This is a genomic window from Reyranella sp. CPCC 100927 (assembly GCF_007859315.1).
Lineage (GTDB): Bacteria > Pseudomonadota > Alphaproteobacteria > Reyranellales > Reyranellaceae > Vineibacter.
On sequence record NZ_VOHA01000008.1, the window covers coordinates 124,321 to 147,202 of the forward strand.

Here is a 22,882-nt window from a genome sequence, read left to right on the forward strand (position 1 = left end):
CACCTTGTCGCTCATCGCTTCTGGGCACGACGTCGTTCTTCGTCGTCGTCCTCAATGAAGTCCTCGTTGCCCTGGTTGACCAGGATGATGCTGGAATCGTCGAGCGAACTGCCGGCAACGCCGATCACGGCGTCGTCGGCCGCGGTTGGCGGATTGGCGATCTGCGTGAAGATCGTGGTGCAGCTCGGCCCGGCGATCACACAGTTGTTGAAGCGCTGATTGATCGACGGCAGGCCGCCCTTGCGCACGAAGTCGCGGGCGACGACATCGGGCGGCGAGCCGATCGCACCAGGATCATTCGGGCCGAAAGGCCCGATGGGCCGGATCGTCGTGTTGGGGATGGCGCGCACGACGGACTGCAGGTTCACCCGCGAGCCTTCCTGCGCGTAGACACCGAGGATGCCGAAGAACCCCGGGGCCGTGCTGGTCATCATGCTCGTGGCGCCGCCGGCGAGATAGATGGCGGCGTCGAGGCCCTGCAGCGCCCCGACGGTCAGCTGGCCGCCGCTGTTGGGGCCACCCAGGCCGGACGGAAACTGGGTCGTGGGCGGGGTCGGCGTCGTGAACAGGCCTCTGGGCGCACCGACGCTGCCGGCGCCGGACTCGGTGAGCCCGGTCAGCCCCAGTGACGAGGACCCGGTCAGATCGACGACCACGAGATAGGCGCCACCGACGCCGTTGCCGGGATTGCCGGCGGCACCGCCGACAGTGATATCGCCCACGGGCGCACCGGCAACGCGGCGGTAGAGAAGCATGCCGGCAACGGCGCCGACCGGCCCCTGAATGTCGAGGTCGCCGATCGACACGCCGAGATCCACCAGACGGCCGGTACCGGCCGTCACGCCGGTCGCACCATTGATGCCCAGCCCGGCATCACCGATGACGGCCATATTATTGACCGTGAGATCGTTGCCGTTGATGAAGCGGAAATTGCCGGCGGCCGTGCCGGCAACAAATCCGGGGTTGCCCGTCGCGCCACCCGCGCCGCTGCGCACCAGGTTGGTGTGATTGGTCAGAACGATGTCACCCGCCCCCACCGTGTTGGCGAGCAAGGTGCCGGCGATCACGTTGCCCGCCGCGCTCTGCGTAATGTTGCCGTTCGTGGCCTGCAGCCGCACCACCGCCGTGGTGGTGCCCGCCGCGCCGCGCGCATCGACGGCCTGGTTGAGCGTCAAGTCCCCACCGGCGTGGATGCCGATATCATGATCGTTCGCGGTGATGCCGGCGATGCCGCCGATCGCATCGATGGTGAGCGCATTGGCATCGCGGTAGCGGAACGTGCCGGTCCGTGAAATGCCGGCGATTCGGACGACATCGTTGGCCGCATTGGCCAGATCGACATTGCCCGTGGCATCGACCCGTAGATCGTTGCCGACGATGGCCGCGCTGCCGACCTGGGTAACGCTGCCGCCCTCGGCCAGCAACGTGATGTTGCCGGCGCCAGGGCCCGCCGTGGCATTGCCGTTGGCCGCATTCAGCATGCCGGCCAGCACGATGGAGCCGCGGCCTTGCAGCAGGATATCGCCGTTGTTGGCGACAATGCCGTTGGCGCCTGATGTGATCGTATCACCCGCGACCCCGGTCACGGTCACGCCGCCGGCATTGCGCAGCGTGAACGTGCTGCCCAACGCGGCGCCGGCCACATCGACGATGTTGTTGATGGACCCACCGAGTTCGACCGATCCATGAAGGGCAACGGCCAGAAGTGCCTGGGCCGTGATCGGTGATGCGGCGGCCTGGGTGATGTCGCCCTGGCCGGTCTGCAGCCGCACGGTGCCCGTACCGGCATTGATCGCGGCGTTGATCGCGATGCCGCCACTGACGCCGCCATCGCCGCCCACGATCGTGATATCCCGGTTGGCGGTGGTCACGCCGCTCACCACGGTCCCGGTCGAATCGACCAGCGTACCGATGGTCGCCGCTGTCGCGTCGCGATAGCGGAACGTGCCCGTACCGGACGCGCCGGCGATCACGCCGATGTCGTTCCCGGACTGCACCAGATCGATATCGCCGGGCGCACGCACAATCAGCGACCGGGCCGTGATGGTGCCGCCGGCTTGCGTGATCGCGCCGCTGCCGCCGGCCACGAGCTGAACCTGCCCGTTCACCGCCGACAGCGTGCTGCCCAGGTTGATCCCTGCCGTCATCGAGGTCAGCGAGATGTCGCCGTTGGCCACGACAATGCTGCCCGGCAACGTGAAGGCGCCTTGCGTGGTGAGGATGACGCCGCCATCGGCGATCACCGGCGCACTGAGGGTCAATCCGCCTGTCGAGTCGAAGACGGTGAGCTTGCCGGTGCCGAGGTTGGTGTTGCCGACCGCCTCGATGGCGTTGCTGGTATTGACGAGCATGGCGTCGCGACTGGCGGTCACGATTCGCAGCTCACCGCCCACGATCCGCGCGCCGGCAACCGCGTCCTGCCCGACCGTGCCGTTGTCGGACTGCAAGCTGACGACCTGGCCGAACGCAACGGAAGCTGTGACGCCATTGCCCTGGATCACGCCACCCGATTGTGACGTTACACCCACGGCGCCGATATTCACGGCACCGGCGTTGCGGAACGTCACGCTGCCGCCGGCGGCCGCGCCGAAGAAATTGCCGCTCACCGCGTTGGATTGGTCGAGCACAACGTTGCCATTGTCGGCGCGCGCGCCGAGCCCGCCGCCGGCCGCGATCGCCGCGGCCTGCGTGATGCTGCCGCTGCCGGCCGTCAGGATAGTGGCACCCGCCGACGTGATGCCGGCAACGCCACCGACGGTATCGACGTGGATCGCCGTGCTGCTCGAGAGGACGAAGAAACCGCCGTCGGCACGCCCCGCCAGCCCGCCGGCGCCGATCGCGTTACCGGCGCGCGCCAGATCGACATTCACGCCAGCCCGCAGCACGCCGCGATTGCCGGCCACGAGGCCTGCCGCCGTCGTCGATACGATGGAACCGGCGGTCGACGTCAGGCTGACCGTGCCGCTGGCGGCATTGGCATTGACGCCGGCGGCGAGGCTGAGATTGCCGCTGGCTGTGCTGATCGTCACGTCACCCGTCGCCGAGGCGACGCCGACCGTCGAGCCCACGGTGCCGACCGTCAATGCGCCACTGTTGCCATAGGAGAAGCCGTCCTTGGCCGAACCTGCCACGGTTGCGACGTTATGGTTGGCGGCCCCATTGGTCAGGTCGACCGAGCCATCGACGGCGACGGCCAGCAGAGCGTTGGCCTGGACGCCGCCTGTCGACGAGCCGGTGATGCTGCGCGCCGCAACAAGGCTGACCGATCCGGCAGCCGAAACGATACCGTCGACAGCGAGGTCACTGCCGACGCCGGCGGCCGTCAGCGTGACCGAACCAGCCACCGACGTAACCCCACCCACGCCCACAGTCAGCGACTGCGCCGACGTCACTCTAAATCCGGCAGAGCCCGCTCCCGTGACCACGTCGATGGCATTGAGTGCGACATCGAGCGCAACAACAGCGCCTGCACCGCTCGCCCGGGCATCGAGGCTACCCGCTGCAATCACGCCGCTGGCGGTCTGGGTAATGTTGCCGGAAGACGCCGCCAGGACAACACGCTCCGCCGCGATGCCGCCGGCCCCGATCGTGATGCCGTCACCGCCAACCGACGTGATCGTGACGGCGCCGCCCGTCTTCAACGCAAAGGTGTTGCCCAACGCGCTGCCGGCGACATTGCCGACCGCGTTGGTCGATCCGTCGAGTTGCACCAAACCGGATACCGCGTTGGCCAGCAGGGCCCCCGCTGTGATCGCAGCGCCCGCCGTCTGGGAAATGTCGCCCAGACCGGTCTGAAGCCGAACAGTTCCCGCGCCGGCATTGATCGCGGCGTTGACCGCGATGCCGCCGCTTGCGCCACCGTCGCCCGCCACCAGCGTAATGTCCTGACCAGCCGTCGTGATCCCCGCCACGGTGATGGCCGTCGCGTCGCGATATCGGAACGTGCCGGTGGTGGATCCGCCGGCGACGGTCACGACATCATTGCCTGCCTGGACCAACTCAACATTGCCCAATGCATTGGCAACCAGCGATTGAGCCGTGATCGTGCCTGCCGTCTGCACCAGCAGACCGCCCTTGGCGTTCAGCTGCAGTTGGCCACTTGCGGACACGTCGCTGCTCAGGCTGATCCCGCTGGTAAGCGACGCCAGCGAGATATTCCCGTTGGTGGTAGAGACACTCCCCTCAACCGCCAGCGCGCCGGCCTGAGCAGTCAGCAGAATATCGCCCTTGGCCGTCGTAATGATACCTTGAGCCGTTATTGCTCCCTGGGCAGTTATCGACACGCTGCCATCGCCAGCGATGATACTGCCCTGCGCAATCACGGCGCCGGCCTTGTTGACCAGCGATATGTCGCCGTTGGTGGCGGTGATGGTCCCCGGCACCGTCAGGAGGCCCCCCTGGGTCGTCAGATCGACGCCACCGTTCGCTTGCACCGTGCCTCTGACATCAAGTCCGCCTGCCGAATCAAACAACACAAATTTGCCGCTACCGAGGTTGACGTCACCCACCGCAACAAGCTGGTTGTTGGCATTGCCCAGCGTTGCATCCTTGTTGTTGGTCGAGATCCGCAGTTCACCACCGACGATCCCGTCCTTCGCGCCGGTGCTTTGCGCAATCGCGCCTGTATCCGAAATCAGGGATACGAATTTCCCGGCTGCCGTGGATGCCGTGATGCCGTTGAGAGTCGGCACATCGAGGCCGGCGGTGTTGATCGGACCGACCGTGCCGATGTTGAGGTCCCCCACCGTGCGGATGACAACGTTGCCGTTCGTCGTATTCGCCACGGCGACATTGCCGGTGACGACGTTGGCCTCGGTCAGAAGAACGGATCCGTTCTGGGCCTCGAGCCCGAGGCCGGCACCGGCGGTGATGATCCCCTTGCTCGTCTGGCTGATATTGCCGCTGGTCGTCGAGATGAAGACGGCGCCACCCGCGGTGACCCCGTTCACACCACCGACCTGGTCGAGTTCAATGGCACCGCTGTTCCTGAAAACAACGAACCCGGTCGTCGCCTGAGCGGCGAATCCCTTGGCGCCCACGACATTCGTCGACTGTGCGATATCGACGTTCACTTGCGCAAAGGCGAGCAACTCGGCCGCCGCAATGGAGCCGCTGGCGGTCTCGACGATCGACCCTGTCACCGACGTCAGGCTGATGCGGCCGGTGCTCGCGTTGGCGGTCAGTGCGCCGGCCACGTTGAGGTTGCCGTTCGATTGCAGCGTCACGTTTCCGCCGGCCGTGATCTTCCCGGCCGTCAACAGCGGCGTATTGTTGTCGACATAGGTGAAATTGCCGCTGGCGCTTCCGCCGACCGCGGAGACGTTATTGGACGCCGCTGCCTGTGACAGATCAACCGATCCGACCGCCGATGCCTGCAGGCTGGCTGCCGTGATGCCACCCGCGGCGGTATCGAAGATGCTGCCGCCCGCCACGAGCGATACGGTTCCCTTGGTCGCGGTGATCTTGTTGTCTACCGTGATGTCATGGCCGGCGCCGATCGTTGATAAACTGACCGAGCCGGACGCCGACTGTATGCCATCAACGCCAATGGTCAGCGCACGCGTCGTCACCGCACTGAACCCAAGGGCGCCGCTGCCGGAAATGACGTCGAACGCGTTCGCGCTGGAAATGAGCGAGACCGACCCGGCCAGTGCGGTCGCCTCGACATTGCCGGCTGTCACGGCACCGGAGAATTGCCTCACGCTGCCGCCGGCACGTAGCGCGATCACACCCGCTGCCCCAGCGGTGATACTGTCGTTGAGCACGATGTCCCTGCCGGTGCCGGCCGCGAGTGAAACGTTTCCGTCCGTCACCGCACCGCTGGTTGCCTTGCTGGTGTCGATCGTCACGCCGGACTGCTGGATCAGGGCACCGCTCGTGCTGACCGTGTAACCGCCACCGGCCCTGCCGTCCCCGACGAGCGTCAGGTCCCCAGCGTTGATGAGCGTGAAGGCACCCTGGCCGATTGAAATCGCGCCGAGGGACGCGACATCATTGCCGGCATTGTTGAGGGTCACGTTCGGATTGGACCCGGCTGCACGCGCAATACTGAGCGTGCCGGTCGAAACGATGTGCCCTGTACCGCTCGCTTGAGTGATGTCGCCGCCAGCAATCAGGCTGATCGAGCCGCTCGACGCGGTGCGCAGCCCCGATCCGAGACCCGCCGTCAGGGTGCCGACCGCAGTCGAGAGGCTGGCAAAGCCGCCTACCTGGTAGCTGCTGCTGTTCGTGAAATTGATATTTCCACCGGCCGCACCAGCGCTGAGTGTCACACGGCCAGTCACGCTGTTGCCGGCGCGGCTGAGAACAATATCTCCTGTCGGATCGACGATCGTCGCCAACAGATCAGCGGCGACGATCCGCCCACCCCCCTGCGAAATGCCGCCGGATGCCGAGAACAGTCCGACGGAGCCTGCGCCGGCGTCGACAGTCGCATTGAGACGCAGCGCCGACCCCGCTGCAAATGAGCCCAGCAGGATCGTGCCGCCATTGGAGGAGAGCGCACCGCTGACGATCAGATCGCCGGCAAAATTGCGGATGCCGATCTCGCCGCCTTGGGTCGTGATGCCGCTGACGACCATGTCGCCCGCGGTGCCATTCGACCTGATGACGAGGAAATCGCCTGATGTTGTGGAACCGCCGACGGTACCAACGACGACGCCAGTGCCATTCAGGTTGACAGTACCGCCTGCCGTCACATCCAGCGTGCCGGTACCGCCACCGACCGTCAGCAACCCGGTCTGGGTAATGCCGGCAGCTGTGATAAGGTTGAGGGCGCCGTTCGCCACGGTCGCGTCGGCGACACGAAGGGCGCCTGTATCGGACTTGCCGATCGTCAACGTACTCGCTGACGTCAGGAAGGCCAGCTCGCTGTTGTCGATGTGCAACCCGACCGGGCTGGCCGTGTCGCCGATCGTCACTTGCGTGTTCTTGGAGACCGGTGCCAGCGTGATGGTGCCGGATGTCGTCGCGTTGATCTTGGCGCGAATATCCATCTGATCGGCGAACAGGCTGACGCTGGGGGCGGTGATCTCGCCTGTCACGGTGAGCAGCAGGCCGGCACCGATCTGAATGGTCAGCGTATCGCCAACCGTCACGTTGCCGCCGACCGTGACCTGGCCCTGGTCGGAGATCAGCGAGACGTTCCCGCCGCTGGGATTCGCGGCCGTGATCACTGCCGTACCGGTGTCGAGCGCTTCACGAGAATGCAGCGTGATGCCACCGGTGTTCGACGTCACTTCACCGCCGGACAACACGATCTTCCCGGTCTGCGACGTCAATGCGATGTTGCTGCCGGCGACGATGCTGTCCGATATCGTGAGATCGCCGCTGGCGATGAGTGAAACGCTGCCGCCCGTCGAAAGAAACGCCGATGTCGAGAGGTCACCGCTGCTGTTGGTGATGCTGATGCCGCCGTTGGCGATGATCGTACCGACGTTCAGCGCGATGCCGGCGTTGTCGACAAACGTGAAACTGCCGGCGCCGACGTTGATTGTCCCCAGCTCCCGGGCATTGTTGGCGCCATGGTCCAGGGTGACGCTGGCGCCGGCTGTCGTGACGTTGAGCGTCCGGGTCGTGATCGCCTGCGTCTGCGTGATCGTCCCGGCCGCGGCCTGCAAGGTGACCGCTCCGGAGGCGCTGTTTGCCGTGATGCCGTTGATAGTGCCGACCGAGCCGATGTCGAAGCCGCCCGAGTTCTTGAACGAGACGCTGCCGCCGATGGCTTTCGCGGCGAAAACAGAGACGGTATTGCTGCTGGTATCCAGGTCGATGTTGCCGACTGTTGTTACCGCGCTCAGCTCGGCCGCAGTAACACCGGCACCGCCAGTCTGGGTGATCGGCCCATCGGCCACGAGCATGACGGTCTTGCCAACAGCCTTGATCTGACCGGCGACCTGCAGGGCGCCGCCGGTGTCGATCGCGATCGTGCCTGCTGCCGTCACCGGTCCGACGCTGAAGCCGGCCAGGCGACCTTGCTGGAATACCAGGCCACCGCTGCCGATCCCGATGCCGGTGGTGGAAAGAGCCGCGATATTGTGGCTGCCCGTGATCGTGGCCTTGCCGTCAGCGCCAGTCTCCAGCGTCAAGCGCCCCGCCGCGATGGCGGCTGTTGTCGCGGTGATATCGCCCAGGCCGCCCGACGTCAGCGCTACTGTCCCTGTACCGGCGCTCAACGGGGCGTTGATGCTCACCGCATTGTCGATCGAGGTCAGCGTGATGTTGCCGTTGCCGGCCGCCGTGTTGAGGGCGCCCTCAACGGACAATTTGCCCGAGGTCCTGAGGGCAAGGGCGCCCTGACCATTGATCTCCCTGACGACGAGTCCGCCATCACCATCGACCACCGAGACAGCGCCCGTCCCGAGGCCAGCCGTGCTCTTGACGGTCCCGATGCGATTGTCGGCAAGGGTCAATGCCAGGCTGGCGGGCCCGGTCGTGCCGATATCCAGCGTATCGGTGATGATTGCGTGCGTCTGGGTGACCGCGCCGGATGTCGCCACCAGCGTGACCGTGCCCAACGCACTGGTGGTGATCCCGGTGACACCGGCCACAGCGCCGATCACGAGATCGCCCGACGCCTTCAACGCAACGTTGCCCTTCGCGGCCTCGGCAGCAAATGTGGCCACGGTATTGGCGGCGCCCGCGAGCCCGACGTCGCCGTCCGTCGCCGTCGCAGCCAGGCCGCTGGCCTTGATCGTGGCCCCGGCGGCTTGCGCGATCGACAACCCCCGCAGCGCCACGTCGCCGTCGGCTGTGATGGCCGCGTTGATCGCAAGTGCACCGGCCACATCCAGCGTGATGTTGCTGCCGGCCGTAATCCCGCTCACAGCCGACAACGCGCCGACCGCCGTCACGGTACCCACCGCGACACCTTCGGCATGCTGCAGCGACACGGCACCGGTCGAGGATGCCGCAAACGTCGTGAATTTGTTGTCGGCGTGGGCCAGGGTGATGTCGCCCTGTGCCGTCACCGCCAGGCCGGATGCGATCACCGCCTTGTCCTGCGTCACGCCACCGCCGGCGTTCAGCATGACGTTGTTCTTGGCGGTGATCCCATCGACCCCGCCCACCGAGCCGATCAGCAAGTCTCCGGACGTCTTGAACCCGACGCTACCGCCCACGGCACTGGCCGCCAGCGTGTCCACTGTGCTGGTGGCCTGTGTGAGATCGATGTTTCCCGTGGTGGCCGTGACCACAAGGCTGCTGGCCTTGATCGCGCCGTCGGCGGTCTGACTGATTGACGTCGACGACAGCGTGACGTCGGCGCCTGCCGTGATGCCGCTGACTTTCGCCAGCGCACCCAGGGACGCTACGGCGCCGACCGCGAAGCCATCGGCCTCTTGCAGCGACACGGCGCCGGTCAACGCGGCAGCCGCGAACGTAGCGAGCTTATTGTTGGTGTCCGTGAGCGTGATATCGCCTGCTGCCGTGACGGCCAGACCGGCCGCCGTTACGGCGTTGGTCTGTGTCACCGCACCGCCGGCGTCGAGCACGACATTCGTCTTCGCCGTGATCCCGTCGATACCGCCAACCGACCCGATCACCAGTGCATCGGACGTCTTGAATCCGACGCTCCCGCCCGCGGCACTAGCCGCCAGCGTACCCACCGTGCTCGTTGCCTGCGTCAGGTCGATGTCACCGGTGGTCGCCGTCACCGCCAGGTTGGCGGCCTTGATCGCGCCGTCGGCCGTCTGGCTGACCGCCGTCGAGGTCAGCGTGACGTCGGTGTCCGCTGTGATGCCGCTCACGGCAGACAGCGCACCCAGTGCTGTCACGGTGCCGATCGTGACGCCATCTGCTTCTTGTAGCGACACGGCGCCAGTCGACGAAGCTGCGAACGTCGTGAGCTTGTTGCCAGCATCCGTGAGCGTGATATCGCCCGCTGCCGTCACCGCCAGGCCAACGGCCACCACCGCCTTGTCCTGTGTCACCGCGCCGCCAGCGTCGAGCACGACATTGGTCTTGGCCGTGATCCCGTCGATCCCGCCAACCGAACCGATCGCCAATGCACCCGACGCCTTGAACCCGAGACTCCCGCCAGCGGCCTTGGCAGCCAGCGTGCCCACGGCGTTGGCAACCTGGGTCAGATCGATGTCGCCCGCGGTCGTCGTGACGGCCAGTCCGGCCGCGGTCACCGCTTTGGTCTGAGTCACCGCGCCGCCGGCGCTCAGCACGACATCGGTCTTGGCCGTGATGCCGCCGATGGCGCCAACAGAGCCAATCGCCAAGGCCCCCGAGGTCGTAAATCCGACGCTTCCATCAACCGCGCTGGCGGCCAGCGTCTCCACAGCATTGACGGCCAGAGTGAGGTCGATATTGCCCGCGGTCGCTGTTACCGCCAGGCCTTTCGCTGAAATCGCGCCCGCGGTTGTCTGCGTGACCGTCGTTCCTGACAGCGCAATGCTGGCTGTACCGAGGTTGACGGCTGCGTTGATGGACAGTGCGCTGGCGGCGGCCAGGGTCACATCACCTGCCGTGGTGAACGTATCGGCGACAGTGATACCACCCACGCCGGTCTTGAACGTGGCCTGGGCGCCGCCGTTGACCTTGTTGAGCGTGAGCGCCCCGCCATGCATCACCACGATATCACCGGCGATGGTGCTGGTGGTCGAGAAGATGTTGAAGGCATTGGCCGTGTTCGTCAGCGACACGACGCCAGCGGACGCCACCGCCAGCGACGTGCCGGTGATGACGCCCGTCAGCGCGATACCGCCCGCCGCACCTGACGACAGCGACAACGTCGTGCCTGTGATGTTGCCCGCGCCCGTCAAGGCACCGCTCGCCGTCAGCGTCAGGCCAGCCGTCGTCGCGATCACGTCACCGACCGTCAGGTTGCCGCCGGTGTTCGTCGTGATGCCGATGTCGCCGCCGGCCTGCACCGCCCCCAACGCCAGATCACCTTTGTGAACGATGGTGAGCTTGCCGGCGACAGCGGCGGCCGTCTGGAACGTGCCGAACGTGTTGTCCGTGTTGTTGAGCGTGACGTCATCGCCGGACTTTGCCGTCAGGCCGGTTGCCGTGATCTTGCCGCTGAGGCCGACATCACCGTCCGCCGTCAGCGCGACACTGCTCGTGCCGCCGTCGACGGCACCCGCGCCGGTAAGCTTGCCGCCTGCGGTCAAATTGATACCGGTGCCGGACAGCGCCCCTGTAATGGTCAGGTCCGATGTTGCGCCCGTGGTCGTGATCGATATCGCGCTGTCCTTGCCGGCTGTGAGGTTGCCGCCGACCACCAGCGCCCCATTGTTGACCACCGTGATGGCGCCGCCGCTCGTGCCGCTGATGTTGCCGAATTTGTTGCCTGCATTGTCGAGGGTGACCGCACCGCCCATGTTCAACGTCACGGCACCGGCGGTAACGGCGCCGCTCGAACCGACGAGCGCGCCTTTAGTGCTAATGAAGGCTAGCGTGCCCGTGCCGACGTTGATGTCGGCGTTCAGCGTAATATCGGCCAACGCGTTCAGCGTCAGGCTGTTGTCCGACGTGCTGATGACGGCATTGGCGACAGTGATCGAGCCAGATCCCTTGCCACCACCTCCCGCTGCATCCACCGTGACGTTCGCCAGCTTGAGCGCCGCGATCAGCACGTCGACGTCGAGGATCGACGTGTCGCTCTTGCCCGTGATGACATTGCCGGTCTGGGTGGTGTCGTTGGTGCCGCTGGCAATGACGATGTCGCTAGGGTCGAGCAGCAGCGTGCCCGTGACCCCGTGCGGCGCACGCAGGTCGACCTGGCCCTTGAAGTCCAGGAAGACCTTGCCGGAGACCTCGGTAAAGCCGCCATCGCCGCCCTGCGGGCCGCCCTGAGCGGAGACCGTGCCGCCGAACACGGTGGCGTTGTCGGCCCAGACGATGACCGTGCCGCCGTTGCCCTTTCCAGTCGCGTCGGCGCGGATGGTCGCGCCCGAAGCGACGGTGGTGTTCTTGGCGTTGGCGACCGGCCCCTGGCCCTGCTTGCTGCCGCCGATCTGAACGGTGCCGCCGCCAGCACCGCCGGAAGCGTTGATCCGTGCCGTCGCCGCGACGTTCACGGTGCCCTTCGCGGCGCTCGCCACCACCTGGCCGCCGCGCTGGCCGTGGCCGCCCGACACGTCGACCGTGCCGGTGACGTTGACGGTGGCGCCTTCATCGCCGCCGAAGACGACCACGCCGCCTTCGTTGCGCACGGCGCGGGCGTTGATCGTGCCGCCGGCGTTGACCACGTTGTCGACGACGCCGCGCGCGGCGCGCGCGCTCAGGGTCACCACGCCGCCATCGGCATTGATGGTGCCGGTGTTGGATACCAGCGGCCGCTTGTTGCCCTGGGGATCGACCGGCTGGCGCGAGACCGGCTTGCCGAGTTGGAAGTTGATCAGGCCGTCACCGGCCAGATCGACCGTGAAGGTCTCGGCGCCACCGATCGTGACATGGCCCAGCCGCGCGTTGATGGTGCCGCTGTTGGATGCCGTGTTGCCCACCAGCCCGACCAGGCCGCCGTCACGCACCGTGATGGTGCCGGCATTGACGACCCCCGCATTAGGGTCACTGGACGGCCGATCGAAGGTGACGGTGCCGCCCTGCATGAAGCGTTGCGGATCGACGATGTTGGACGTCGCGGCGACCAGGCCGGCGGCGTTAACCTGCGCGCCATTGGCGAATACGACGCCGGCGCCGTTCACCAGGATGAGCTGACCGTTGGCCGAGAGGCTGCCGGCGATGACCGAGGGATCGGGTCCGGTGACGCGGTTGAGGGTGACCGAACTGGTGCGGGGCTGCACGAAATCGACGCGCTCGCCGGCGCCGATGGAGAAGCTGCGCCAGTCGATGATGCCGCGGTCGGTCGACTGCGTGACGGTCACGTGGCCGCGCGTCGTGTTGGCGATCGTCGCCGAACCGCCGACAACCGTGCCCCCCGTGACGCCACTGACCTGCGCCGACGCGGGGCCGCTGAAAGTAAACAGCCCGCAACCGACGAGAAAGGCCAGCGCCGTGCCCGCCAGCAGGTCGCCACGGCCGCGCCGCGCCTGCCCGCGGCGGACCTGGATCGCGGCAGACCGCGCGCGTCGCGCCCGACCGGCCCGCGCCTCCCCCTTCGCCATCACACGCTCCCTTCGCCGGACGCACCCCGATGGTCGGCGTCCGTCCGCACTCCTCGACCCCACTATCGCCAGACGCAAACTCTACTACACCAACCGGCCTCACCATGCCGATCGGTGTTGTCAGAACCGCGACGTCAACCGAAGGTAGACGCTCCACGGATCAAGCTTTTTTGCATTCGGTCCGTCGACATCCAGGTCGAGGCGGCGTGTTCCTTCCACCTCGACGGTCGTCGTCTCCAGAACATTGATACGGGCGCCGGCGCCAAACGAACGCGCATACAGACTGGGAACCTCGAACTCCGCGTTGTTCCAAACCTTGGCGTGATCGTAGAACGCGTAGAGCTGCACGGGTGTGCCGCGCGAACGGGTCTCCGCCGAGACGCTGCCGCCGGCGACTTCCTCGTACGGCACCACGAAATTGAACTGCAGTTCCAGGCTGCCGGCGAAAGCCTTGTCGCCAGTGACCTGACCGGCGTAGTAGCCGCGACCCAGGCGATCGGCGCCGGCGAAGAACTTCTCGTTGGCCGGCAGGGTGTCGCTGGTGTACTGGCCAGCGAGCGTACCGAACAGGTTCAAGGCAAAATCCTCGTTGGCGTAGATGGCTTGCAGCCGCGAAACTTCGCCGTTGATCTTGCGGAAGCCAGGCTCCGATCCCAGGCGGTTCAACAGCAGATCACCTTTCTTGGAAGCACCGAAGCCGGTCAACCCCTTCGAGAGGCGGATGCTGCCGAACGTGACGCCATTCCAGTCGTCGCGATAGCTGGCGTCGGCACCGATTCGCGCGATGCGCAGATTGGTCCGGTTCAACAGGGTGTTGAATGTAACCTTGACGTCTGAACGGTAGTAGTCGAAGCCGGCGTTGACATTCAGATTGAACTGCCGCGAGCGGACGACCGGGTACTGTCCGGAAATCCCGGCGATGGTGATCAGGCCGTCGTAGTCGGTCGCCTTCAGCGGACCACCCGGCATGATGTAGCCCCGGCCGTAATAGGCGCGGACGCGAAAACCCTCGGAGCCGATGAAGTTCGACCATGCCACCTGGCCGAAATTCTGCTCCCGGCTGAGCGTGGTGAAGAAGGTGGCTTCCAGGCGCTCCGCCAACCCCGTGAACGAGTTTGCCCCGACCACGGTGGTCACCTGCCGCGGTCCCGTATGCTTGAAACCTCTGTTGTCGACCTGGGCGAAGAGGTCCGCCATCTGACGCTTGAGTTGCACCACCAGTTCCGACGAGCTGGGCTCCTTGCCCGGCCGCAGAACGGCGCGCACCGAAACGCCCGGCATGTCCTCGGTCAGAAGCAAATAGCGCTCCATGTCGCGCAGGTTGACCGGCTTGCGATCGACGAGGTTGCCGAGAAACCGTCGTGCCTGCTTGGCTGCATCGCCGATGTCCCCTTCGACCACCACGCTGGATACGTAACCTTCGATGACCCTCAGCTTGACCCGGCCGTCGGCGATGCGCTGGGCCGGCACGGCGACTGACGTCAGGAAGTAGCCGTCCTCGCGGTACTTGCGCTCGAGGTCCTTCGCCACCTTAAAAATCTCGGTCGCCGCAATCCGCTTGCCGATCAGCGGCTGGGTCAGCGCCGCAATGACCGCGGGCGGATATACGGTCGCCCCTTCGACGTCGATCGCCACCGGCGTCAGGAACACCTGGTCGGCGCCCGGCGGCGCGGTCGTCGTCCCGGCCGGCGCCGCCGGTATCGTGCCCGGGCCGGCGTCAACCGGTGGCTGTAGCCCCGGACGAAGCTGAGGCGGCGGCGTTTGCAGTACTGGCACCTGGCGCGGAGGGACTTCCGGCGGCGGCGCCTGAGCCGCGGCTGATGTCGCACAGACAACGGTCAGCGCGCACGCGCCCACCCATCGCCCTGCAAGCGACCGCACACCCACGGCAGGGGCCGTGACCTCCCCCATCTCAGCCTCAACGTCAACTACTCAACCCCACAAAATAATAACTCATTTGAATGATTTATCCACCTATCTTCATAGAAATGAGTAAATACTCTTAAAGCATGGGCAAAAACCGCCGCGCCGGCAAGACGATTCGCTGCCGGATGCGGTTGGAGTTCTCGCCAGATCGGCTGAATTAGTCGACGGTGTCGAAGGCGACGTAGCTCACGACGGCGTCGGCATGACGTGCCAACGCCAGTTTCAAGGCGGTCAGATATTCCTTCGTCGGCTGCTCTTCGGGCTGCGGCGTGGCGAACAGCGGCTCGTTGGTGATGACGGCAATGATCGCCATCTTGCCGGCCGGCGGCGCCAGCGTAATGGACAGCTTGTCGCCGAACGTCTCCGTCTGACCGGGCCGGATGCGGATCTTCGACCACGGCTCGTAATGCCACGCCGTCCGATCGGAGTTCAGGAACACCACGTTCAGCAGCCCGCGCCGTCCGGGCGGCGGGAAGACCTGAAACATGACCCGATCGGCGCGGATCTTGTACGGCCGGTCGAGCTTGTTCGGCACCACCCGGAAATCGGGCGACGTCGCCCCGGCGGCAACGCGGACCAACTCGCACAACGGCCAAGGCTGCACGGTGACACCAGCATCGACGCGGCGCACGCCCTCGATGCCGCGCGCCGCCGCCAGCAGTTCCGTGCGATCCCCCTCGGACTCGACGTAACCCTGCAGACGCACGGTGAGCTCCGAATCGACCCGGGCGGCCAGGTCGGCGCAATCGAAGCGCGAGATGAGCGCATCGAGCCGGTTGCGAATCGAGGTCGCGTCAGGCTGCGCCGGGACAGCCGTCGCCGTGGTTGCCGGTGGCGTCGTTGCCGGCGGCGCGGTCGTCGTTGTGGCCGGCGGTGGTGATGTCGGCGTCGCGGACGTCGACGGCCCCTCGGGCGGCTTTTGACTGGCAGCCGTCGTCTCCGGAACCGACGGCGTTGGCGATGTGCTGGTCGACGCCGGCGGTGGCGATGGACCAGTGGGCGCCGTCGGTGGCGGTGTCGTTGTCGCCGTCGTGCCCGAAGGCCCTGATGGCGGGGTCGACGGATCGGGTGACTTGGGCGTTGCCGTCACCGGCGGAGTCGGCCCCGGATCCGGCGGGAACAACCGATCCTTCAGCAGGAAGCCGGCGCCGCCGATCAGCACCAGCACGGCCACGGCGATGCCGGCGATCATCGGGCCGGCGCCGCTGCGGGCGCCCGACGTGTTCGACCGTGCCGATCTCGCCTGCACCTGTGTCGCGCCTGTCCGCCCGACCAGTTCCGCCATGCTCTGCGGCCGGTCGGACGGATTGGGCTGCAACATGCCGGAAATCTCGCCGCGCAGGCCGGTTGGCACGCTGGCAAGATCGGGAACCCGCATGCGCGCCTGCACCGCCGACGGCAGCGCATTGCCCATATCGAGTGGTGTGCCGGTCGCGGCAGCGGCCAGCACCAGTCCCAGACTGTAGACGTCGGCGCGAGGACCGACCTCGCCGCCCTGCAAGCCCAGCTGTTCCGGTGCGGCGTAGGAATACTTGCCGGCGAAGTCGTTGCCGATGACCGTCGCCTTGGAGCTTTCAGTCTGCTTGGCGATGCCGAAGTCGATCAGCTTGGCCGCATCGATACGGCCGCCCGGCAGGATGACGTTGTCCGGCGACAAGTCGCGATGGATGACGCCTTGGGCGTGTGCCGCCGCCAGGCCGTCGGCGACCCGATCCCGCAGCCGGCGCACATCGGCTTCCGCCATGGGCCCGTTCTGCATCAGCCGCGACAGCGAAGGCCCGTCGACATACTCCATCGCGATGTAAAGCTGACCGGTCCCGTCGTCGAACACGCCTTCGTAGGAAACGATGGCCGGATGGCGAATATTGCGCAGCGCCTGCGCCTCGCGCTTGAAGAGCTCGGCAATCTTCTCGTCGCCGGCCAGTTCGGGCCGGATGGTCTTGATGGCGATTGGATCGCCCGTGATGCGATGGCGCGCGCGATAGACCTCGCCCATCCCGCCGCGCGCCACCAGATGCTCGATCTCGAACGTGCTGCTGAGCACGACACCGGGCGCCAAGGGTCCACCCGTCGGCGGCGGCGGCATTGGCGCCTGCCCCGGCGGAGACGGACTTGCCTGAACGCCCGCCAAATCGGTTTCCGGCAGCGGATTGCCGCCGGGTGCAGGGGAGTCACCCCAGTCCACGCCCGCCATGCCACGCGACGACGTGTTGTCGCCGGCCGGTGCGGTGCCGGACGATGACGGCCCTACGACGGTCGCGTCGTTATCGGACATCACCCGCCCCCGTCACCCACGGCGCGCCTGGCGCCATGGCGTCGGCACCGTTGGCTTCGCAGGTCACGACCATGACCGTCACGTTGTCGTGGCCACCCGCCGACAACGCAGCGGCGATCAGCGAACTGGGCACATTGGCGATATCGGACTCGGTCAGGAGCGCTGCGATCTCCGCGTCGCTGATCATCCGCGACAGGCCATCGGTGCACAGCAAAAAGCGATCGCCCGGCTGCAGGCGGCCAGCCACCCGATCCAGCTGCACACGCGGTGCAACACCCAAGGCGCGCGTGATCACGTTCGACCGCGGGTAGCGCTCCGCCTCCTCCGGCGACAAGGCGCCAGCATCGATGAGCTCCTGCACTTCGCTGTGGTCATGCGTGATCTGGGTCATAACCCCGTCGCGCAGCAGATAGCAACGGCTGTCTCCGGCCCACAGGCAGGTGTAGTGCACGCCGCGCGCCAGCAGCAGCACGACGGTGCTGGCGGTCATGCCGCCGCCGCGCTCGGCGGCACGCTCCACCATGCGCAGGTTGGCCGCTTCGAGCCGGGCCACGGCATTGGCGAGAAACTCCGGTGCGGTCGTGGGCACGGGCATTTCCTGCAGCGCCTCGACGATCTGGGCGCTGGCCCAGTCGCCGGCCTGCGCGCCACCGACGCCATCGGCCACCATCCACAGTCCCGCTTCCGGGCGCAGCAGAAGGTTGTCTTCGTTGTGCTTGCGCACCATGCCCTGATGGGTGGCACCGACGCCATGCAAGCGGAACGATCCGGCCTCGCTGGACGCGGTGGCGTGCAGGGCCATGGAATTGAACGGTCCGCGCTGAGTCGGCACGTTGGTCGGATCGTCACTCATGACGCCGAGTCCTTGCCCTCCCTGGGCCCAAAGAGGTCACTATCACTGGGCGCTGACGGGACATCGTCGCGGATGTCACCGAATAGATCCCTGGGCGATGGGGCCATTTCTTTTTCACGTGCCGGAGCAACGTCGACGAACTCACCGGCTGGCTCGGTCATACCACTATCAGGCGCCGTCGTCGCCGGGTCAGTGGCCGGCGGCTCGTCGGTCTGCATCCACCGCACCGGCTGCTCGGCCGGCGGCATCGGGGCTGCGTCGGCGCCGAGGGGATCCAAGCTCCGATCGTCAAAGAGCTGGTCGAATGCCCCGCCCGGCGGTTCGCCTGCCACCGCAGGTCCCACGTCGGTTGCATATTCGGAGCCGAACAGGCTGGCGGCATGGCCAAGGTCGGTGTCGGCAGCGGCCAGAGGCGCAACAGGCATGGCACCAGCGATCGCCAACGGCACGGCCATCCCGGCGGGTACGGCACTGGGTGCGTACGAGCCCCCGCCCGACTCGAGGTCGCTGATCATGTTCGCGAACGACCGATGTGGCGGCAGTTGCGGCAGCACCCACATTGCCGGAGCAACCCTGCCGCCGCCGCGCGTGATGAACACACACTGCGCGCTGCGGGCTTCAGCACCCGCCACGGCCAGCGCCAGCGTCAAAGCCGTCGCATCGTCCGGCGTACCCTGCGCGCGCCATCCGCCGTGCCAACTCTCCAGGCGGATGGCGGGAAAAGCCGGCAGGCGCGCCACGCTATCGGCGAAACGGTCGAAGCTGCAGGCCTCTTCCAGCGCCGAGAGGGCAACGGCCTCGACAGCCTTGATCCAGTCTCCGGCGAGCATGGCCGTTGCCGGCAAACCTGCCGGCACGGCGGCCGCCAACGTCAGGGGGAAATAGCGCCCGGCGCGGTCGACGCTGGGCATCATGACGCCAGCCCAGGCGTCGGCGCCGCAGATGCCGTGCGGCAGCGCAAAGCGCCACACGGGCGCGCACAGCCAGGCGTCCAGCCAGGCGTCGCCGAGACTAGCCCGGCTGGCCGCCAGGCCATGCTGCAGCCACACGTCCCAGACATCGACGAAAGCATTCGGCAAATCGCGCCGGACGAAATCGCCGCGATCCGGCAACTTGCCGAAAAACCCGGTACGCCCCGGCACCAGCGCCGCAGGCGACGCCGCGGCGCCCGAACCGCCGGTATCGAGAGCCGTCACCGGGACGGGGTGAAGGGCACGCACTGGAATTGCCCGAGTGTGGGTCGGACCGAAAGTGGGTTCTTGTTGCTCTGGAAGTCGACACGCATCGAGAAGCCGCCGGCAATCTGCAATTGCCACTGCATGGCACTGCCGCGCGGCCCCAGGCTGTTCATGAGGCGGAAGAACGCCCACTGCCCCGGGATCTGTGTCTCGGTCGTGCCGCAGATCACCTTCCCATCACGGGCACCCGACCAGGCAACGTCCTTGCGCCGCGCATCGGGCTCCAGGGATACGAGGTCGCTGCCGAATTCGACCGTGCAGCCCTTCTCGCGCTGGTCGCCGGGGACAACCGTAAATCTCACGTCGGGCGCGAAACCACCCGGCCCCAGGAACGCTTCGCTGATCTCCGTGGCGCGCTGCAGCATCGGCGGAACGTCGGGCGACAGGCTGAAGGTGGTTTGAGCGTTGGCCTTCCACGCCCACGGCTGCCGACCCTTGTCGAGATACCCCTCGACACTCTGGATGAACTTGTCGATCCGCTTGGTCTTGCCGAACATCTCGACGAAGTCGTCCAGAGCGATGTCCTGGCGGGAGCCCAAGGAGACCGGGAACCGGTTGGCGATGCGCTCGCGGCAGAACGGATAGACCGTCTGATTCCAGAGGTTCTCCATCTGCTCGCGCGTCAGATCGACACCGCCCTTTCTCAGATCCTGGGCGATCGTCGCAAGGAGTTCCCGCAGGTCCGGCGGGTACTCCCTCTTGTTGGCTTCCAGATCGATCTGATCGGCGATCTTCGTGACATTGTCGCCGGCGGCCTGCGTACCGGTCAGTCGCACCGAGAAATCCTTCAATCTCTTGAGGAGATCGATCATCGGTGATGCCGTGGGTTCCAGGGTTTGTGGCGCTACAGCGGTGAGACGGCGCACCTCCTGGAACGGGACCTCGACCTGGCGCCCCAGATTCTGCGTCCCCAGCACGTCCTTCGAAACCGCCGCCCACAGGATGATGTTGTCCACCCCCCGCCGCAGCCGCTCCACGTACCGACCCGGCGCTTCCATGACACTGGACGGCAGCGTTTCCACGGCGCTCAGCATCGTCTGGCGTGCGACTTCGACATAGATGGAGCGCAACGGTCCTTCCAGGTTGGCGATAACGTCGGCACCGTCGTTCGTGCTCTTGAACCGCCGCGCGCGGACATCCTGGAGGATGGCCATCCAATATCTGTTGTAGCGATCGAAGTACGTCTTCAGCGTCTCGTCGAGCGCCCGGCGGTAGGCTTCCGCGCCCTCGAGCTTGCTCTCGTTGAGCACCCAGGCATCCGCGTTCGCCGCCGCCGTGATGGCCGTCACTGTGGGCATGAAGACTTCGAAGTATCCTCGACGCGTGTACAGGAACGGAATGGCGTCGGCTGTCATCGATTCGCCGCTCTTGCGGACCAGGATCTGATCGACGTCCGAGCGGCCGACCACGACGGCATCGATGATACGCCACGCCGGCTTGCCGACCAGGGTGGACCGCTCCAGCATCTTGAGCGCCCGCGTCGCCATCGTCAGGCCGGCCAGGCGGTTCTGCACTTTCGCAATCACCGCCTCATCGAGGGCGACCTTGTCCCAAACGCCGTAGGCCGCCAGGGCCTTCACATGCGGCACGATGCTGACGAGGTCGCCGGCCGTGTAGCCGTCCTTTTCGAACTCCGACTTGAACCACTCCTCCAGGAAGTCGACATAGATCGGCTTGCGCAGCCGCGTCGGTTCACCCAGCAGCAGATAGGCCTTGAGCGTCTCGAACAACGCCTCGTTGGCCTTCTCCGCCGCGAGCCCCGTCGGATTCTCCTTGAGGCCATCGCCCAGCCGCTTCTGCGAGTACATCAGCAGCCGCGGCAGCAGCAATGCCACCAGGCCACGATGATACAGATCCTGGGTCTGGACACCCAGCCGCACGTCCTGGTTGAGCCCGAAGCGGGGCGCCAGATACACCTGCTTGGGATGCTGATTATCGTAGCCGGTCGGCAGGCGTCGCAGATCGTTCAGCAGCGCCAGGTGCTTGCGCGGATCGGTATCATTGGGGCTGAAACGCTCCTTGTCGGCCAGTGCGACGCGCGCGTCGAGTTCCTGCGCACGCGCTTCCACACTCCTCACCAGGGCGTTGTTCTCGATGTAGCTCCACGTCCACAGACCGGCCAGCGTCAGCAGGACCACGGCGGTGGCGGCAAACGCGGAATAGCGGATGATCGCGTTGCGACGTTCGACCTTGGGATTGGTGCCGACAAGGCCGGCCTCGTTGAAGACCACGTCGTCGAACAGCCGGCGCAGGAAAAATCCGCGTCCTTGCCCGACCTGCGGCGGCAGAGCCTGCCGCTGGATGCCGAACTTACCCGAGATCGCGTCCATCAGGCGGTCGATCGGGCTGCCTTGCTGCGTGGCCGATGTGAAATACACGCCGCGCAGCGACAGCCGGCTGGCGAAGCGCGAGTCGTTGAACGTCTCGCCCAGCAGTTCGTCGATCACCTTGCCCAGCGAGGCAAACTGCGACGGGAAACCATAGATCAAAGTCCGCCGGCCCAGATCGCGCTCGCTCTGCAGTCGATCGAGCAGCCGCGACCGCTGCCGTTCAATCAGGCGGTCGAACAGCGCAGAAAACTTGTTCTGCGGCATGTCATCCTTGTTGCCCGTTCCCAGAGGGAGCGTCAGGCCCAGGACCTGCTCCCGGCCCTCACGATCCAGATCGTCGAAGAACTCGACGAAGCCGGCGATCATGTCGAGCTTGGTCAGCACCACGTAGATCGGCAGCGTCAGCCCGAATGCCGCCTGCAGCTCGAGCAGGCGCGTGCGGATGGCACGCGCGTGGTTCACACGTTCGTCGCGCGAGATGTTGAGCAGGTCCGGGACGCCAAAAACCACCAGGATGCCATTCAGCGGCTGCCGCTCGCGGGTGCGCTTGAGCACACCGAGGAAATTGGTCCATGCCGCCTGGTCGACCTTGGCGTCGCTGTCCTGGGTCGCCCATCGGCCGGCGGTGTCCAGGATCACGGCCTTCTCGGTGAACCACCAGTCGCAATTGCGCGTGCCGCCCACCCCCTGCAGAGCCTGTGCGCCATGGCGCTCGGCGAGCGGGAAGCGCAGGCCCGAGTTCAGCAGCGCCGTCGTCTTACCGGCACCGGGTGGACCGATGATGGCGTACCAGGGCAGTTGATAGAGCGTCTGCCCGCCTTTGCCCAACGTCTGCCTGAGATCAGCCAGCGCCGTTTTAAGCTTCTCCTCGATCTGCTTGTTCTCTGACGAAATCGCCTCGCCGGTAGGATCGACCTCGACGGTGGCGATGGAGGCTACAAGCTCCGAGTCGGCTTTGCGCCGCTTGCGCCAACTCAGGAACAGCAGCAGCGCGAACAGCAGAACGATGAAAACGATGACGCCGATTCGCACCCACTCGCTGGCCGGAAAATCAAGCCCGACCAGCGGTGGAATGAACCAGACCAGCAACGACAGCAGCACCGCCCCGAGCGGGTACAGGAACCAGGGGCTAAGCAGTGCCTGACCGACACGCTTCATCACTCATGCTCCTCGCCAAGGGCTGC

6 protein-coding genes are annotated in these 22,882 nt (G+C 66.2%); all 6 read right to left on the reverse strand.

Features of this window, described 5'->3' with window-relative positions; translation table 11 throughout:
• Window positions 1–11 precede the first annotated feature (11 nt).
• Window positions 12–13,076, reverse strand: coding sequence for a filamentous hemagglutinin N-terminal domain-containing protein (locus FQU96_RS22085; RefSeq protein ID WP_146543508.1), 13,065 nt, complete (start codon window positions 13,074–13,076; stop codon window positions 12–14).
• Between the two features lie 120 nt (window positions 13,077–13,196).
• Window positions 13,197–14,852 (reverse strand): ShlB/FhaC/HecB family hemolysin secretion/activation protein, encoded by a 1,656-nt coding sequence (locus tag FQU96_RS22090; protein ID WP_178130645.1) that lies wholly within the window; start codon window positions 14,850–14,852, stop codon window positions 13,197–13,199.
• Window positions 14,853–15,159: 307 nt separating this feature from the next.
• Window positions 15,160–17,277, reverse strand: coding sequence for a serine/threonine-protein kinase (locus tag FQU96_RS22095; RefSeq protein ID WP_146543510.1), 2,118 nt, complete (start codon window positions 17,275–17,277; stop codon window positions 15,160–15,162).
• Complete coding sequence (locus FQU96_RS22100) at window positions 17,267–18,130, reverse strand: PP2C family serine/threonine-protein phosphatase (protein WP_218574810.1); 864 nt, start codon at window positions 18,128–18,130, stop codon at window positions 17,267–17,269. Before FQU96_RS22100 ends, FQU96_RS22095 begins: the two co-directional genes overlap by 11 nt.
• A complete protein-coding gene (gene tagF / locus FQU96_RS22105) occupies window positions 18,127–19,350 on the reverse strand; it encodes a type VI secretion system-associated protein TagF (protein WP_178130646.1) in 1,224 nt (407 codons plus the stop codon). Before tagF ends, FQU96_RS22100 begins: the two co-directional genes overlap by 4 nt.
• Window positions 19,323–22,856 carry a type VI secretion system membrane subunit TssM gene (tssM, locus tag FQU96_RS22110; RefSeq protein WP_146543512.1) on the reverse strand — a complete coding sequence of 1,178 codons (3,534 nt, stop codon included), beginning with the start codon at window positions 22,854–22,856 and terminating at the stop codon, window positions 19,323–19,325. The genes tagF and tssM overlap by 28 nt, the downstream gene beginning before the upstream one ends.
• Window positions 22,857–22,882 lie beyond the last annotated feature (26 nt).

What these genes read in the sequence shown, in the direction of transcription:
- FQU96_RS22085 (WP_146543508.1), bottom strand. Translation starts at nt 13,076, where the DNA reads ATGGCGAAGGGGGAGGCGCGGGCCGGTCGGGCGCGACGCGCGCGGTCT.
- FQU96_RS22095 (WP_146543510.1), bottom strand. Translation starts at nt 17,277, where the DNA reads ATGTCCGATAACGACGCGACCGTCGTAGGGCCGTCATCGTCCGGCACC.
- FQU96_RS22100 (WP_218574810.1), bottom strand. Translation starts at nt 18,130, where the DNA reads ATGAGTGACGATCCGACCAACGTGCCGACTCAGCGCGGACCGTTCAAT.
- tssM (WP_146543512.1), bottom strand. Translation starts at nt 22,856, where the DNA reads ATGAAGCGTGTCGGTCAGGCACTGCTTAGCCCCTGGTTCCTGTACCCG.